Consider the following 14,707-nt stretch of genomic DNA (forward strand, 5'->3'; position numbering starts at 1 on the left):
TTCTGCACACTCTATCAATCAAGTAGAAATAACGACCATTGCGAATAACACATTGAACACTCATAAAAACACCTATTTATAACTAAAATAATTTAACATCAGCTCGTTTTAATTCGGGCTCATCTGAAAGTACATCATGAGGCTTACACGTTATAAATTTGGTTAACTGGCCTCTGTTGAGTTTCAGTAGGCAATCGTCAATAACATCGTAGGTCACATCGTAAGCCCTTAGATAATTCTGATTAAGGCTATAAACCCCATCGGACGCGACTATCTCAATACTGATATGACGTTCAATTTTCTTTGGCTTGATAGCGAAATTAACACCCGTTACAAATGCCTTTTGGATACCGTCAAACGGTAAGATATCCGCTATAGAAATACTCGAAACATCATCATTGTTATCAGCTTGATTGCTATTCCCACCATCAGATACACCGCTAGCACCTTGACCGCTTTCTTGAGCTTTTGAGCTGTCTTTCCCAGTAGGGGAATCTTGATATTGTGGCGTTTCCGCTTCCTGAACTTCCTCAGTAGAATCAAAAACGCGATTGGATATTTCATTGGCCATGTACCCCAAACAACTAATAAAAAGTAAAAACACTGCAATCACTTTAGGACTGCGATAAAGCGTATTCATAGCTCCGGCTTGCTTGGCTATGCCTGTTCCCGTTGACTTATAAAGTAGAAAAGCATCCAACGGTATTTTTTGAGTAGTGGTGTTAACGTCTTTGGATTTTGGAATCACTGGAGTCGATACCGATTTGTCATGCTTCCATATTAACGGTTTGCGTTTAGTCCAAAAAAATTGGTCACGTCCCTTGTGATAAAAGTTCTGCTCACCACATGCTTTGATGCCCGTATCAATCTGTTTCCAGTCAGGCGAAAGCAATTCAATATCCCAGTTATATTTCCTATGACGCATGAATCCCTCATTGAAAGTATGAGGATAGATAATGCGCCCCTGGTCATCGTATTCAGCGACTCCGCGGTCGTCAGTTTCCGATTCGTTTAGCTGTTCCATATCAGCAGGCGTATAGCGAGAATAAAAAAAGGATAGGTAAGACTCAGGCAATAGACCGTCTTGGCCGTCGTTCTTGGTGATGAAGTCCTCGACAGGTTTGTAGGTCACTTTCTTCATATCAAAACCAATGTTCTTGGAATAGATATCCTGACACTCATCGATAACAATCAAAGCACCAATAGGGCACCAACAGAAAAAGTGCGTCCATAGATGAACACCTGCCGAGTCCCTAGACGAGATACGAAACAGTTTTGATGTAGTAGGGAACTCAACACCAAAACGCTCCTGTATGACATTTAATGGTTGCATGCCTTCGATATTCGTCACGACAACCTTACCCGCCTTGAGAGCTCGATAGATTGAGAAGTAGGCCGTGTATGCGGACTTGTATGAGCCGTTTGCTCCGGTTCTTATTGTGATAGCCATGCGTTACCTCGTCATTCTCATTACAAAGCCCGTCGTGAAGAAGTTCGCCACAATGGAAAGCCCTTGAGGAATACCAAACTTAAAGGCATAAAAGCGAATCTCAGACGGCATAGCGTTGAAGGTTGCGGCTAACAAATCGTTAAAACCTATTTCCTGCAATAACATCTGTGCAGTGACGTAAGACATCTTTATAAATTCTATTTGTCCGGCTATTTTCATTTTCAAATAAAACAACTGAATGTAAGAGAAGATATTCGAGAAGATATAAGGCAGCGATTTGATGAAATCGACAACGACTTGAAATTGAGTCGAAACCCAATCAAAGAAAGCAAATATAGTATCCATTAATTAGACCCCATCATTTTGATACCGATAAGAACGAAGATGAAAAGAACGATAGCTTTTATGATTTCGGCGTTGTCTAAAAGGGCAGAGAGAACGCCAGTTTTGAATGACTGTTTGTGACCAGCAACAGTAAGGTCTAATTGATGCTCGACATATTTCCCGTCTTTGAATGCTTTGGTGTCGATAGAGAATAAGGTTTTAAATTGCTCCGTTTCGGTCTTGTAATTCTCCTTTAGAACCTCGATTTCTGCGGTGATATCTTTGAATGAATCCGCATCAAAAATAAACCCACCCATAAAATCGTCAGTAACCACAGGAGCAGAGAAACCACTATCAGCCCCTAGTAAATCACGAATGCCTTTTATCGCGTCTTTGGTTGCATCATCGAGGCCGCCCATACCGTCTAGTTTGTCTGAAAGCCCATCAATTTTCCCTGATAGCTCAGAGCCGGATTGTTCTATTTTGGAAGACAGCCCCGTTGTCGAATCTTCTATGCTCGTTTTCAACTTAGAAACAGCATTGTCTATGTTGGTTTCATTGCGTTTATCTTGATTGTCCATTTTGTCACTTAGGAAACTACGCAACGCAACAAAGTCTTGAGAGATGGAATCATCAAGCGTGCTAAGAGCTCGATTCAAACGCATGAACTCGCGACCAGTTGCTTGTGTTGTCTTCCTTTGAGAGCTTTTTACTTGGTCGATTACTTCCTTTTTTGCATCTGCGAGGTTGTAATCAACATCTTCCACTTTTAAGGTCAAATCTTGAATGAGTTCAGTGTTCATTTGTGCGGAAGCTGCTTTAGCTAAAAAGAGATCTTGTCTTTGAGTTAATCCGGTATCGATGGAGTCGATAGCCTTGATAATCTTGTTGGTTTCTAGCTGTTGTTTCGCTGCTATAGAGGCCGGAATACCATCGATAGCACCAATGATTTTATTGTCTACAAGGTCAGTCAACAGGTCATCAGAGCGTTTAGCTTTATCAACTAGACTGGCCTCAGTTTTGGTCACCTTATCAACCATTTGAGATAACGCACTTCTAATACTGTAGTTAACGTTCTCAACATCAGATTTTGATGCGCTTTTTGAAACCAAATCTTTAACGACTTTGGTTAGCTCTCTGTTCGTAACCGAAACTTTCTCGGAAGCTTTAGCGAGATTTAACAAAGTCATACACTTGCTCTCAGGAACGCCAGCAGGACAACTAATATCGTATTTTATTACCTCGGTACTCTCTAACGTATCGAGGTAAGGCTCTAATTTATCAGGGACATTGTTGTTGTTTTTATCTTCTAGAGTGTTATCAGACTTGTTTGGGTTTTTATCTACGCCATTGGGGATTCCATCACCGTCCCAATCTTCATCAACGTCAAGAATACCATTCATATTATGGTCACCCTCCCAAGGGTAACGCTTTGGAGTACCTCCGGTAAATTGTTGAGGTGTTGAGCAAGTTTTACCCGTAAATTTGAACTTAGCTTGCCAGAACTGAAAATCTGGTGAATCGGTAGAAATAGCCCAAGCACTACGTTCCATATCACACTGAATAGGAGCCCCGTGAGCGCCATTACAAAAACCTGTCGGTTGTTCACCATTGATATAGGCATCCCAACTAATGGTGCGGTTAGTACCCTTTAAAATTTCGCAAGCACTAACACAAACACCGCCACTATCGACAGAGCCTGCGGGACAATCCAAAGCATAGGATTTTGTTACGAAAACCAAGCAAGAGGTCATAAAAAAGAGAATGCGTAGAAGTGCGTTAATGGCTGTTTTCATAATCAAAACCTAGATATAAAAAAGCCCCCGTTAGGAGGCATTAATACCCGTATATACACCGTATATAAAGGATGAGGCCATAGACACACCCAAGAGGATGGTTACGACTTCAGAAACGAGTACAGCCATTAGCCGCGCATAGCTCCCATGATAGCTTTAAGGCCAAAGCCAAGCGCACCAAGGCCAATCAAACCAACCACAACCAGACCGTAGTTAGCTTGACCAGAAGTGACCGCGCCATTGATAGCGGTTTGAACGGGTGTAGCGTCGGCCATTGAAGCACCAGAAAGAACAACAGTAGATAGAGCGATTAAACGAGTTTTCATGTTTTTCATAGTATTACCTATAGATTGTTTTAAAAAATGTACTCAGCCTTTGCCGAGTGTTTTGAGTATTCGTCCGAGTACATGACCCGAAACGAATGAAAGTAAAATCCATCCCGAAACGGTGGTGTAGAGCTCCGTATCGATGTTGAGGGATTGTGGTGTTGACACTAAATTGTTGTATTCAGTGTCAGTAAGCATGACGAGCTTGCAGTCAAAGTCGGTTGACGTTCTTAAATAACCTTGCTGTGTTGTCGTGATGCAGTTCATTGATTAAGCCTTGTTAGCTTTCATGAAGTTATCAAAGTGCTTTTTGATTTCTTCATCGACAGGAACAAGCTTGTTGACCAAGATATCGAGTGGGTCATTTGGGTTAGCACCAAAGCTGAGTTCGTATTCACGGTTAGCAACAAATGCGCGTGATTGGATAAGCTGACGCGCATACTCAACATCGATTTTCAATGCTTGTTTGTTGTAAGGAATATCAGTAGAGAAACCGATACCCGTTTGCTGAAACTTCTCGTTGTCGACTTCCTCAACAGCACGTAGAACAGACAGCTCAGCGAACTCCATGTTTGACTTAGGGAAACGCTTGATTGCAATACCAGTTATTGTAGGCATATTCTTGACTCCAAAATTTCTATTTTCTGTTTAGTGTATTCGTCAGGAATACCCAACGAGGTTTCAAAGTTTGCACGTCTATGATGCGTAGGAATGAGCATGCCGAAGGCTTCACCCAAATCACCTTCAGTCATAGCAACAACTTCAGATAGAGCTTTACCACATTGACGACGAACCCAAGCGATACGAGCGAAGAACTCAAGACCTGCTTTTTTCTTGTTGAGTTCAAGCTTCATTGGTTCAGCAGGGTCGATACTGGCCGAGAAATCACAGAGACCAGCAAAGGCCGAAGCAGGCGAGGCGAGTAGTGATAGATCGCACTTCTTCAATTCCACTTCATTGCGGTACCAAATCACTTCAGGGTCAGCGATGTTTTGCTCAAACTTCTTGTTGTACACACGCCAGTAGATTGCAGAGGTACGAGAGCCAACAAGTACGGCTTCCTCTGATAATTCACCGGATTGTGAAACGCGCTTATGAGGAACCATTGTCGGACCACGTCCACGAGAAGCAGTGCGAAATGCTCCCTCATAAAAACATTTCTCAGCATACTTACAGTCGAAGATTCCGGTGTAGTCATCCACGCAAAGGTCTAAACGGGCGAGGCGAGTGATACCCAAAAGTGATAACCACCAGTGCACCTTCTTGTGTGTGGTGAAGTCGAATAACTTAGCGCAACCAGTACCATTGATTTGCACGTAAACCGTATCGTTGTTACCGCCAACACCAACCAAACCACACTCAACCGTTCCCGTTGAATCGTAAATCACCATTGAATCTTCATAGCCATGTAAGCCACGGCCACGCATAGGAGATATGCGGAAGTTAAAGACTTTAGACATGAACTCATCAAACCTATCGGCCAAAACCTTACGGCATTTGTTACGGTGTGACTCAATTGACTTATCAATGGCTTCTGGTGAGTTAAGGCGACCATTAACGCTTCGCTTTTTAAACTCAGGAAACTGCATATTGATAAAGTCTTGTTCGTTCGAGTTGTCCAAGTGTCTAAGTGAGCCGTACGAAAACGAAAAGGCTAGGTGATCAACTTGTACCGGACGAATCTCGTCATGGAACTTATGTGGTTTTTTAGATGGCATGGAACACACCCTTAACCAAAAGCTCTTGGTAGTTATCATCCGTGATTTCGACAATCTGAAATGACACCATGCCGTAGTGAGCTTCCATGAACTGGAAGAAATCACGCGGAGTCTTGAAGAAGTTATGACCCCACGGAAAATAGGCGTTGATGCCGTGATTGGGTTCGTTGTCGAAGTAGATTGAATCCATGATTAAAGCACCTCCAACAATTTAGCTTTAGGTGAAGTTAATTCGTCATAAGCTCGTTGCAGTTCTGAAGCTTCACAAATATCAATCTGACCATCATCTGACATCAAAGCAGCTGCCAGTACTTTGATTTCCTCAACCTCAAGAGAACCGGCAACAATCTCCGAATAAGTTTTATTTGAAACCTCGAAACTACAAAATTTTGACTTTGCAAAATCAACAGAGACATCAAATAGGAAAGTAAAATAAAGAAAAGCAGCTAAAGAAATAGAAAGCTCGACTTTGCATTTAGACAAAAATGAAAGGACAGGTTTCATGATTAACGACCGACAACGTAAGAAACTTGAGCCAAAGGCCATGAGTTTTGTAAACGTTCAACAATGCTATGAGCATCTGATTCAGAAAGGAATTTACTGTGAAAATGTTGAGCTGTGGTAATCACAAAAGGCTTACCATGAGCTGAAGTACCAAAACCTGCGAAGTAACGAGGTAGACACCCAGAAACTAATAGAACATTAACCATAACAACCACCTTGACTGATTATTGAGAATTGGGAGTGACCATCTAAGCTGAGCTATAAGCGTCAAGGGCAAACAGCCCAAACCTAGACAGCCAAATCAAGTGAGTCCTGATTTGTGCATACTATAGGATGCAAAAAGCAGGACTGTAAAGACCGCTTTTTGGGTACTGACGGTATACAATTAGAAGAAATAGAGGGATGACTATGTACCAAGATAAACTATTAGATGCCTATAAAGAGGCGCAAAACTACGTACAAGATAAGCAAATAGCCCATGATTTAGGGCTAAGTCGTCAGAAGATAAGTAATATTAGACAAGGCGTGCGCTATCTAACTGAAACGGAAGCACTTTTTATAGCTGAAAGGATTGGTTTGTCTGAAGAAGAAGTCTTAGTGTACTTAGCCGCTGACCGCAGCAAAAATCACAAGGCTCAAATGGCTTGGCAGAACATCGCAAAAAAGTTTAACGGGCTTAATATGTCAGGTGTATCAATGGCTTGTGGTAGTTTGGCGTTACTGGCGACCACCCCAGTTGATCCCACGATTCAGTGCGTATTATGTACGTTATGTTAAATTGTGTTTGGTGTTTATAAGGCAGGTATCTTTGTGTGATGCCCTGCCTTTATTTCGTATCTGTACTCTCTGAATTCTACTGTGTATTTAACCATAGTGGCTATTTACCATAAAATACCTAATAACCAGTGATAATAATCTTCGATTTTACCCCCGGCATTAGTTAGAGCTTAACCGCCGGCAAATTTAACTTTGTAGCCTTTCTTTTCAAGATGCGCTTTGAGCTTGTCACGAGCGTCGCCTTGAATCTCGATGTTGCCATCTTTTACTGAGCCGCCACAACCACATACTTTTTTGAGTTCCGCAGCCATGAGTTTTAATGGTGCGTCATCTAGGTCTAAGCCTGTTACGATAGAAACGCCTTTGCCTTTACGGCCTTTGGTTTCTTTTTGGATTCGAACAATACCATCACCTTTAGGGCGCTGGACTTTCTCTTCTTCAGGTTTAATACGACCTGTTTCAGTTGAATATACTAGGCTCATAATTTTACTTCTTTTGCTGTGCTGCTTTTTGTTTTGCGAGTAAGAAAGCCTCTATATGACGCTGGATTGCAATCTTGCCACCTTTAATTAGGCGCCCGTTAAACATGCAATACCAAGCGTTAGGCTCACCGCTATCATTTTTAATTTGGTAACCATGGAAGTTTTCAGCTAAGCCACCACCAGACGCTCTTGACTTGTTTAACGCTGTGAATTCTTTCGGGTCAATAAGGGTCGCAGTATCAATCCACCAATCAATACTCTTTTTCACAGCAGGTAAATTGCCTTGAATAATGTTGTTTTTTAGCTTGGCACGCCAAACGGTGTTGTTTGCATCCGCTGATTGTAGAGGAACGCCTCGGTAAACTGAATTTGCCATATCCATTGATCATCGTTTTGTTTTCATTACGTTAATCATAAGTATACTTCTAATGATATCAAGCATAATATGGCAAAAACACCTGTTGAGGTACGGTAATTTGAGAAAAAAAGTCCCTATTTTATCGGACTCTGTGATAATTAATTCATTTGTTGAAAAATTAAACAGCCACGCGACAATTGAAATTATAGATGAGTTAACAGGATATCAGTACTCTCGAAACTCCTTGTTGGGTATCTACAGTGATTGGAATCGCTACCATGTATTCTGTACTAAAAATCGTATCAACACACTTCCAGCATCCATCACTGCTGTTCGGCGTTTTCTTGAGACTGAATCCAGTGAAAGAAAATTCGCGTCTTTGAAACGTTACACTGCAACACTTAGCTTGTTGCATACTGTGTTGAGCTTTGCTAACCCAATCAAGCATAGGCAAGTTCGTTTTACCCTGCTCCACTTGCAATCTCGAATGGCTGGCGACGCTAAACAAACCAATGCCATGACGTCTGCACACCTCACGGAGTTAAACACGTTACTTTCTCATGAGAAATCGAGCTTAAAAGAGATCAGAGATATCGCGATTTATAATGTGATGTTCGAGTGTGCTTTAAAGCGATCTGAACTAAAGGCGTTGTCGATGGATAATGTGGAGAGCGTTGAGAATGAGTACCAGATTACAATAAAAAATTCAGTGTATAGGCTATCGCGAGTAGCAAGTGCCGCACTTGAGCGTTGGTTTTCGTTTACTGGAACACAAGACGAGTTGCCTGTATTTCGTGCGATAGATAAACATGAAAATATCAGTCTGCAACCTTTAGATGATTCGTCGATCTACAGAATATTGAGAAGAGCAAGTGACTTACTTCAATTGGCTGACAACCACCATTTCTCCGGGAACTCTATTCGTGTAGGTGCCGCACAAGAACTATCGAAACAAGGCCTTAAGGTGAGAGAAATTCAAGATTTTGGTCGTTGGCTCAGCCCTGCAATGCCTGCGCAATATGTGGGTTATTCGGGTACCTCTGAGAGTGAGAAGATGAAGTTTAAAGCACTAATTCCTTGGCAATGAGCTGATGGCTTTGTTAAGAGGCGGCTTGTTTATCTACGGTTTTTTTATAGGCAGATTGTTAATAAACTGCTTAGTCAATCAACTGACTTTAAAAACCAAAAGCTTCCGACTTGAAAACAAATAGCGCCTTGGCAGGTAATCTCAAGGCGCTATTTGTTATCTAATGAGTTATATAAAACGGCTAAGATATTTTGGGTGAACTAAGAAATGCTTGTTCTCACGCAGTTCTCTAAGAACTGGCGGAATTTGTGGCCGTCATGTTCAACCATTTTTGGGAACATGGAAATTGGCGTCATACCTGGGAAGGTATTCACCTCGTTCAGGTAGATCTCATTGTCTTGTGTTAAGAAGAAATCGATACGAGACAAGTGACGAAGCTTCATCTGCGTGAATACCTTGCGGGCGCTGTCTGCAATCAATTCACGCTGTTCATCGGTTAAGTTAGTTGCTTCAACTTCAGTAATTGAGTGGCTGTCTGCACTGTACTTCTCTTCGTAAGAGTAAAATGCGCCATTAGGTGCAATCACCTCGCCTGGCTTGCTTATCTGTAGCTCGCCATCGATTTCATAAGCGGCAACTTCTAGCTCTCTTGGCACCACGGATTTCTCAATAAGCACTTGATCAGAGAAGGTAAATGCCTTGTTGATTGCTCCGCTTAATTCTTCTGCTTGATTGACTTGGTAACAGCCAACGGAAGATCCCTGACGAGCCGCTTTGACGAACACTTTCCCCCAACTTTCAAAGGCTTGTGTCGCCTGTGCATGAGCTAGTTCAGTGTTGTCGGATAAGAACAGATAAGGCGTATTTGGGATACCCAGAGCGTCGTACCAAAGTTTTGATGTGATTTTATTGAAGCTGTTGTTGCTTGCTTCAGAACCACAACCTAGGTACGGAATCTTAGCCATTTCAAACAGTGATTGAATGTCACCTGTTTCGCCCGGGAAACCATGAATACATGGAACAATGAAATCGACTTTTGATTCTAAGTTGTCGCCACGTAAGGTTTGATCGTTAATATCAAGATAAACCAACTCACCTGAATCAAGACACCAGCCTTCGTTTTTAATTTCAACTCTCACAACGTTAAAATCTGCAACGCTATTAAGTTGTTCAAAAAGGTAATTGGCTGAAACGATCGACACTTCATGCTCTGAAGATCCACCGCCGCAAAGTAGAAGGATGTTTGTGGTGTTCATGGGTAAATTCGGTCCTTGAAACTAGGAATACTGACTTCAATGATAAACAAAAGTCGAAATAGGTACAGTGTTTTGAATGCTAAAATCGTCATCTAAGGAGTGAGCGATTAACTATTAAACAAAACTAACCGTCATAAAACAAAAGAAGGAGCATTTGCTCCTTCTTTATGATTTAAAACTTAGTTTAACTTGTTAAGCGTTGGGTATTCAGAGTTCTTGATATCATCAATGCTCTTAACGAATGGCTTTAAGTTTTGAAAACTGCTCGGCAAAGATGAAATCGCCTTTTTAGCGTCTAAGCGTGTCGCGTAGTCACCGTAAAGTACAGTGAACCACTTCGTGCCGTTAACCATTTTGTAGTTTTCCCAAATTGGCTGGGAAGTTGTTGGTAGCATTTTTACAAAAGAATCGACTTTGGCTTGGCTGCCAACAGCAACAACTTGAACTGTGTAACCAAAGCGTTGGTTCATGTCTTGTTGCTTCTTGGTTGGAGCTGTAATTGTTGCAACCGGCTTAGCTCTAGTCGTGTGAGTGATTTTTTGTTCTACAGGTGTGGTTCTGACAACGTTGACCACGTTCTCTTCAACAACGGCAGTCTGCTCAGATTGAGATACAACTGGAGCTTCAACTTTAGCCGTTTTGAACTCTTCTTGATAGCTATCTGACGTTACATTGGTAACGTAGTTGTCAGATACACATGCAGCCAAGAGCAGTGGCAAAGTCACAATTGCAAGTTTTTTCATGGAAAGCTCTATATCCTTAATAATAATTACTATAAATCATGCCGATACGTCGGTTTAGAATCAAGTTAACTTTGAGATTATACACCATTAGTGGGTGACCTATTTCACAAACTTTATGCAGTGTCTGCTTATTCATCTTAATTCGGTGAATTTGCCATCAACCCGTGAATGAAAAGTAAGTTACGATGAACTTACGTGCATTGCTAGGATATGTCTATGAATCATCTTGATCCCCTACTTAAACCCCGTTCAATCGCTGTTGTTGGTGCATCTCAACGAGAAACGCGTGCAGGATATATCGTCATGAACAATCTGTTGCACGGGGATTTTAAAGGTGCGGTGATGCCGGTAACACCAAAATACGATTCTGTCGCAGGCGTCCTCTCTTACAAAAACATCTTGTCGCTACCTATCGTGCCTGACCTTGCTATTTTGTGCACTAATGCGACACGCAATGTGGCTATTTTTGAAGAGTTGGCCGAGAAAGGCATCGCTTCCGTCATTGTGCTCTCCTCCGACATGCAACAGCAAAGTGATAGCGGCGAAACGTTTGATGAGAGATGTATTGCAATAGCCAAAGCAAACAATATTCGGGTACTTGGTTCCAATAGCTTGGGAGTTATTGTCCCGTGGTTAAATTTGAATGCCTCTTTTTCTCCGGTGACAGCGCTGCCAGGTAAAATAGCCTTTGTTTCTCAATCCGCTGCAGTGTGTACAACGATTCTAGATTGGGCGAACGATAAAGAGATCGGCTTCTCGGCGTTTATCTCGATAGGTAATGGCAGTGACATAGAATTCTCAGAGCTGTTGGATTATCTGAGTACCGACTCTCACACCGAAGCAATATTGCTTTATGTTGATAGTATTAAAGATGCGAGGCGCTTTATCTCTGCTGCGCGTGCTGCGTCACGTAATAGACGAATTCTAGTGTTAAAAGGCGGACGAACCGCTAAAGGCCGGGCGGCGGCAATGCTACATACTGGCGGTGCCGATACGTTAGATATTATCTATGACTCAGCGATCCGACGCAGCGGCATGTTGCGAGTTAAGAACTTACACGAACTGTTTGCAGCGGTAGAGACTCTGACTCATTCAGTGCCATTACGTGGAGAGCGCTTGGCTATTGTGACCAACGGCGGCGGCCCTGCGATCATGGCGGTGGATACCCTTTTTGACCGTGGTGGTAAGCTTGCCGAGTTTTCTGAAGATACGCTAGAGAAACTCAATAAGGTTTTACCATTGAGTTGGTCTCACAGTAATCCAATCGATATTGTTGGCGACGCCGGTGAGCAACGCTATATCGATACGATAAACATCTTGCTAGATGGTGATGAAGCGGATGCGATTCTTATCATGCACAGCCCTTCTGCGATCGCACATTCAGCTAAAACCGCTGAGCGAATTATTGAAGCCATTAAAAAGCATCCTCGCCACAAGCGATTTAACATTCTAACGAATTGGTCTGGCGAGCTAACAGCAAAGCCAGCACGAAAGTTGTTTACCGAAGCAGGGTTCCCAACCTATCGAACACCTGAAAGCTCAGTGGTCGCATTCATGCACTTGGTCGAGTACAGGCGTAACCAGCGTCAGTTAATGGAAACGCCAACCACGGCAGAAAAAGTCCATATTGAAGATCTAGCAGATGCAAAAAATTGGATAGAACGACAACTACTGGATAAAGATACAGTTAGCCTTGATACACATCAAAATAGCCAATTTTTCAAGCACTTCAACCTAGATGTATTACCAACTTGGATTGCTTCTGACCCAAGTGAAGCGGTACATATTGCCGAAACGATTGGTTACCCAGTCGCAGTTAAACTACGTTCGCCAGACATTGCACACAAGTCGGACGTGCAAGGAGTCATGCTTAATTTAAGAAACAGCAATGAAGTCGCCAATGCGGCTCAGGCGATTCTCGATCGCTCTCAACTGTCGTTCCCTACTGCGCATATTCATGGCTTGTTAATTCAAGGAATGGCCAAACTCGCCGGCGGGCAGGAGCTACGTGTAAAAGTCACAACGGACGAAACCTTTGGTCCTATCATTTTACTTGGTCAAGGAGGTTCTGAATGGGATGAATCCATTGACGCCGCTGCAGCCTTTCCACCTCTCAATATGACACTGGCGCGTTACTTGATCATTCGGGCGATAAAAAGTGGCAAGATTCGTCTGCAAAAACTACCTAACCCGATTGATATTGAAGGTCTCTCTGAATTGTTGGTGCGTATATCTCAGATGGTAGTGGATTGCCCTGAAATACATGATTTGGATATCCACCCAGTACTGGCCAATGGTGACAAGTTCACGATTTTAGATGCCGATATCATCTTGAAAGCATATCAAGGCGATCCTCAAGAACGTCTTGCGATTCGCCCTTATCCAGTCGAATTGGAAGAGAGTATCGTACTTAAGGACGGCACTGAGGTGTTGTTACGCCCGATCCTTCCTGAAGACGAGCCGCTTCATGCTGATTTTATTCATCGTGTATCCAAAGAAGACCTTTACAAGCGTTTCTTTAGTGATGTGGGTGAATTCAATCATGAGGCGTTGGCTAACTTTACTCAGATTGACTTTGATAGAGAAATTGCATTTGTGGTCGTTCGAAAGGAACAAGGCGTACCCGCGATTATTGGCGTATCGAGAGCGTTGATTAACCCAGAGAACACCGATGCAGAGTTCGCTATTCTGATACGTTCCGATCTGAAAGGCGTCGGATTAGGCCGCATTTTGATGACTAAGGTTATTGACTACTGTCGTACAAAGCAGACCAAGCAGATGTCGGGCATGACGATGCCGACCAACCGAGGGATGCTGACACTAGCCCAGAAGCTGGGCTTTGAGCTAGATATCAGTTTTGAAGACGGTACTGCAGATATGGTGTTGCCGTTACTTTAACGCCCATGTTTTTTTTAGGTGTTGAATACACCAAGACTTGGCGTCGCCCATCTTGTTACGTCGCCAAGCCATTACGATGTCGATAGGCTGTGGTTCAGTACCCGAAATCTGCTGTAGAACGCCAGATTCAATCAAAGGTTTGGCAACACTATTCGGTAAGGTGCCGATCCCTAACCCTGCAGTTAGAGCCTCTACCTTGGCTGGGAAGCTTGTCACGGTCAAACGTGGCTGCTTTTCTAGAATATTGATGCTTAATGCTGGTTGGTCACGCGCTGTATCTGCAATTGCGATAACCCTGTAACTTTCCCTCGCTTTTTGGTCGAAATCACCAGATCGCTTATGAACGTAGTGGTTTGATGCTGCAACCCATACCATTTCCATCTTACCGATAATGTCACTTTTCATATCGTTTGGTATGGTGTCAACCTTTGGGCACACCAATAAATCAGCTCGGCCGTCTGAAAGTGATTCCCAACATCCAGCTAGAATCTCTTCTTGTAATCGAACCCTAGTTTTACTTATTTTTCCGAGTTCATCGACCAATGGGAAGAAATTAGCAATCGGAATAATGCCATCAAAGGCAATCGTTAAATCCAACTCCCAGCCATTAGCGAGAATACTCGCGTCATTAACGAGCTGTTCAGTGGCACCAAGAATGATCCTTCCTTGCTCTAATATTAACTGCCCCGCTTCCGTGAAATTTGCACGGTGGCCTGAGCGATCAAAAATCATAATATCTAAGTCTTGTTCTAGCTTCTGGATTTGATAACTCAATGAAGAAGGTGCTCGGTCCATTTCGTTAGCCGCTGCCGCGAAGCTTCCACGACGATCAATGGCATCTAATATGTGTAAGGCTTCAAGTGTTATTGGGCTATGCATAACTTTCCTACTTTGTAAGTGAGATCTGAATCACAAAAAGAGAAGCATTCACGCAGTGAATGGAACTGAAAAACTCTTTTTAATACATGTGTTTAATGACGCTAATTATTAATTAGTTGATAATATTGAAAATTATTTAAATGCAAATAATAGTAATTATCATTTAGAT

18 protein-coding genes are annotated in these 14,707 nt (G+C 42.6%); 3 read left to right on the forward strand and 15 right to left on the reverse strand.

Translation table 11 applies throughout. From position 1 onward, the window contains the following. Positions 1-82: 82 nt before the first annotated feature. The 10 genes from OCV30_RS20695 to OCV30_RS20740 all read right to left on the reverse strand — a co-directional run bounded on the left by OCV30_RS20695 (position 83) and on the right by OCV30_RS20740 (position 6,324). Positions 83-1,450: a zonular occludens toxin domain-containing protein gene (locus OCV30_RS20695; RefSeq protein WP_065680072.1), complete on the reverse strand. Its 1,368-nt coding sequence runs from the start codon at positions 1,448-1,450 to the stop codon at positions 83-85. 3 nt (positions 1,451-1,453) lie between these two features. Continuing rightward, the gene (locus OCV30_RS20700) at positions 1,454-1,795 is read right to left on the reverse strand and encodes a DUF2523 family protein (RefSeq protein WP_017103183.1); all 342 of its coding nucleotides are present in this window, start codon (positions 1,793-1,795) and stop codon (positions 1,454-1,456) included. Then, the gene (locus tag OCV30_RS20705) at positions 1,795-3,570 is read right to left on the reverse strand and encodes a hypothetical protein (RefSeq protein ID WP_065680073.1); all 1,776 of its coding nucleotides are present in this window, start codon (positions 3,568-3,570) and stop codon (positions 1,795-1,797) included. The genes OCV30_RS20700 and OCV30_RS20705 overlap by 1 nt, the downstream gene beginning before the upstream one ends. A 128-nt stretch (positions 3,571-3,698) precedes the next feature. Then, positions 3,699-3,896, reverse strand: coding sequence for a hypothetical protein (locus OCV30_RS20710; protein WP_029222958.1), 198 nt, complete (start codon positions 3,894-3,896; stop codon positions 3,699-3,701). Between the two features lie 42 nt (positions 3,897-3,938). Then, on the reverse strand, positions 3,939-4,163 hold the full coding sequence (locus tag OCV30_RS20715) for a hypothetical protein (protein WP_081324601.1): 225 nt from the start codon (positions 4,161-4,163) through the stop codon (positions 3,939-3,941). Positions 4,164-4,166: 3 nt separating this feature from the next. After that, on the reverse strand, positions 4,167-4,514 hold the full coding sequence (locus OCV30_RS20720; RefSeq protein WP_065679027.1) for a DUF1293 family protein: 348 nt from the start codon (positions 4,512-4,514) through the stop codon (positions 4,167-4,169). Then, positions 4,502-5,614 carry a replication initiation factor domain-containing protein gene (locus OCV30_RS20725; RefSeq protein WP_017103179.1) on the reverse strand — a complete coding sequence of 371 codons (1,113 nt, stop codon included), beginning with the start codon at positions 5,612-5,614 and terminating at the stop codon, positions 4,502-4,504. The genes OCV30_RS20720 and OCV30_RS20725 overlap by 13 nt, the downstream gene beginning before the upstream one ends. Continuing rightward, positions 5,604-5,804 (reverse strand): hypothetical protein, encoded by a 201-nt coding sequence (locus tag OCV30_RS20730; protein WP_017103178.1) that lies wholly within the window; start codon positions 5,802-5,804, stop codon positions 5,604-5,606. Before OCV30_RS20730 ends, OCV30_RS20725 begins: the two co-directional genes overlap by 11 nt. Positions 5,805-5,806: 2 nt before the next feature. Continuing rightward, a complete protein-coding gene (locus OCV30_RS20735) occupies positions 5,807-6,118 on the reverse strand; it encodes a hypothetical protein (protein ID WP_065679026.1) in 312 nt (103 codons plus the stop codon). 2 nt (positions 6,119-6,120) lie between these two features. Continuing rightward, positions 6,121-6,324 carry a hypothetical protein gene (locus OCV30_RS20740; protein WP_065679025.1) on the reverse strand — a complete coding sequence of 68 codons (204 nt, stop codon included), beginning with the start codon at positions 6,322-6,324 and terminating at the stop codon, positions 6,121-6,123. 202 nt (positions 6,325-6,526) lie between these two features. On the opposite strand from OCV30_RS20740, the gene OCV30_RS20745 reads away from it, so the two are divergent. Continuing rightward, entirely contained in the window at positions 6,527-6,895 is a 369-nt protein-coding gene (locus OCV30_RS20745; protein WP_065679024.1) for a DUF3693 domain-containing protein, read from the forward strand. 170 nt (positions 6,896-7,065) lie between these two features. Here the strand turns inward: OCV30_RS20745 and yciH are convergent, their stop codons facing one another. Together yciH and OCV30_RS20755 are read right to left on the reverse strand one after the other, a co-directional pair. Next, on the reverse strand, positions 7,066-7,377 hold the full coding sequence (gene yciH, locus OCV30_RS20750) for a stress response translation initiation inhibitor YciH (RefSeq protein WP_009845368.1): 312 nt from the start codon (positions 7,375-7,377) through the stop codon (positions 7,066-7,068). 4 nt (positions 7,378-7,381) lie between these two features. Beyond that, positions 7,382-7,753 carry a DUF3319 domain-containing protein gene (locus OCV30_RS20755; protein WP_029222765.1) on the reverse strand — a complete coding sequence of 124 codons (372 nt, stop codon included), beginning with the start codon at positions 7,751-7,753 and terminating at the stop codon, positions 7,382-7,384. A 100-nt stretch (positions 7,754-7,853) separates the two neighbouring features. On the opposite strand from OCV30_RS20755, the gene OCV30_RS20760 reads away from it, so the two are divergent. Then, positions 7,854-8,822: a tyrosine-type recombinase/integrase gene (locus OCV30_RS20760; protein WP_065679023.1), complete on the forward strand. Its 969-nt coding sequence runs from the start codon at positions 7,854-7,856 to the stop codon at positions 8,820-8,822. Between the two features lie 200 nt (positions 8,823-9,022). Here OCV30_RS20760 and OCV30_RS20765 read toward each other — a convergent pair whose 3' ends face one another. Together OCV30_RS20765 and OCV30_RS20770 are read right to left on the reverse strand one after the other, a co-directional pair. After that, positions 9,023-10,018, reverse strand: a complete 996-nt coding sequence (locus tag OCV30_RS20765; protein ID WP_065679022.1) for a D-alanine--D-alanine ligase — start codon at positions 10,016-10,018, stop codon at positions 9,023-9,025. A 179-nt stretch (positions 10,019-10,197) separates the two neighbouring features. Continuing rightward, on the reverse strand, positions 10,198-10,761 hold the full coding sequence (locus OCV30_RS20770) for an SPOR domain-containing protein (protein WP_009845372.1): 564 nt from the start codon (positions 10,759-10,761) through the stop codon (positions 10,198-10,200). Positions 10,762-10,977: 216 nt separating this feature from the next. Here OCV30_RS20770 and OCV30_RS20775 point away from each other — a divergent pair, with 216 nt between their 5' ends. Continuing rightward, positions 10,978-13,659: a bifunctional acetate--CoA ligase family protein/GNAT family N-acetyltransferase gene (locus OCV30_RS20775; protein ID WP_065679021.1), complete on the forward strand. Its 2,682-nt coding sequence runs from the start codon at positions 10,978-10,980 to the stop codon at positions 13,657-13,659. Here the strand turns inward: OCV30_RS20775 and OCV30_RS20780 are convergent. After that, positions 13,651-14,538, reverse strand: a complete 888-nt coding sequence (locus OCV30_RS20780; RefSeq protein ID WP_065679020.1) for a LysR family transcriptional regulator — start codon at positions 14,536-14,538, stop codon at positions 13,651-13,653. The genes OCV30_RS20775 and OCV30_RS20780 overlap by 9 nt on opposite strands. Between the last annotated feature and the right edge of the window lie 169 nt (positions 14,539-14,707).

The sequence above is a fragment of the Vibrio atlanticus genome (assembly GCF_024347315.1).
In the GTDB taxonomy this organism is placed as follows: Bacteria; Pseudomonadota; Gammaproteobacteria; order Enterobacterales; family Vibrionaceae; genus Vibrio; species Vibrio atlanticus.

What these genes read in the sequence shown, in the direction of transcription:
- OCV30_RS20705 (WP_065680073.1), bottom strand. Translation starts at nt 3,570, where the DNA reads ATGAAAACAGCCATTAACGCACTTCTACGCATTCTCTTTTTTATGACC.
- yciH (WP_009845368.1), bottom strand. Translation starts at nt 7,377, where the DNA reads ATGAGCCTAGTATATTCAACTGAAACAGGTCGTATTAAACCTGAAGAA.
- OCV30_RS20735 (WP_065679026.1), bottom strand. Translation starts at nt 6,118, where the DNA reads ATGAAACCTGTCCTTTCATTTTTGTCTAAATGCAAAGTCGAGCTTTCT.
- OCV30_RS20745 (WP_065679024.1), top strand. Translation starts at nt 6,527, where the DNA reads ATGTACCAAGATAAACTATTAGATGCCTATAAAGAGGCGCAAAACTAC.
- OCV30_RS20770 (WP_009845372.1), bottom strand. Translation starts at nt 10,761, where the DNA reads ATGAAAAAACTTGCAATTGTGACTTTGCCACTGCTCTTGGCTGCATGT.
- OCV30_RS20720 (WP_065679027.1), bottom strand. Translation starts at nt 4,514, where the DNA reads ATGCCTACAATAACTGGTATTGCAATCAAGCGTTTCCCTAAGTCAAAC.
- OCV30_RS20780 (WP_065679020.1), bottom strand. Translation starts at nt 14,538, where the DNA reads ATGCATAGCCCAATAACACTTGAAGCCTTACACATATTAGATGCCATT.
- OCV30_RS20755 (WP_029222765.1), bottom strand. Translation starts at nt 7,753, where the DNA reads ATGGCAAATTCAGTTTACCGAGGCGTTCCTCTACAATCAGCGGATGCA.
- OCV30_RS20700 (WP_017103183.1), bottom strand. Translation starts at nt 1,795, where the DNA reads ATGGATACTATATTTGCTTTCTTTGATTGGGTTTCGACTCAATTTCAA.
- OCV30_RS20695 (WP_065680072.1), bottom strand. Translation starts at nt 1,450, where the DNA reads ATGGCTATCACAATAAGAACCGGAGCAAACGGCTCATACAAGTCCGCA.
- OCV30_RS20725 (WP_017103179.1), bottom strand. Translation starts at nt 5,614, where the DNA reads ATGCCATCTAAAAAACCACATAAGTTCCATGACGAGATTCGTCCGGTA.
- OCV30_RS20740 (WP_065679025.1), bottom strand. Translation starts at nt 6,324, where the DNA reads ATGGTTAATGTTCTATTAGTTTCTGGGTGTCTACCTCGTTACTTCGCA.
- OCV30_RS20765 (WP_065679022.1), bottom strand. Translation starts at nt 10,018, where the DNA reads ATGAACACCACAAACATCCTTCTACTTTGCGGCGGTGGATCTTCAGAG.
- OCV30_RS20715 (WP_081324601.1), bottom strand. Translation starts at nt 4,163, where the DNA reads ATGAACTGCATCACGACAACACAGCAAGGTTATTTAAGAACGTCAACC.
- OCV30_RS20710 (WP_029222958.1), bottom strand. Translation starts at nt 3,896, where the DNA reads ATGAAAACTCGTTTAATCGCTCTATCTACTGTTGTTCTTTCTGGTGCT.
- OCV30_RS20730 (WP_017103178.1), bottom strand. Translation starts at nt 5,804, where the DNA reads ATGGATTCAATCTACTTCGACAACGAACCCAATCACGGCATCAACGCC.
- OCV30_RS20775 (WP_065679021.1), top strand. Translation starts at nt 10,978, where the DNA reads ATGAATCATCTTGATCCCCTACTTAAACCCCGTTCAATCGCTGTTGTT.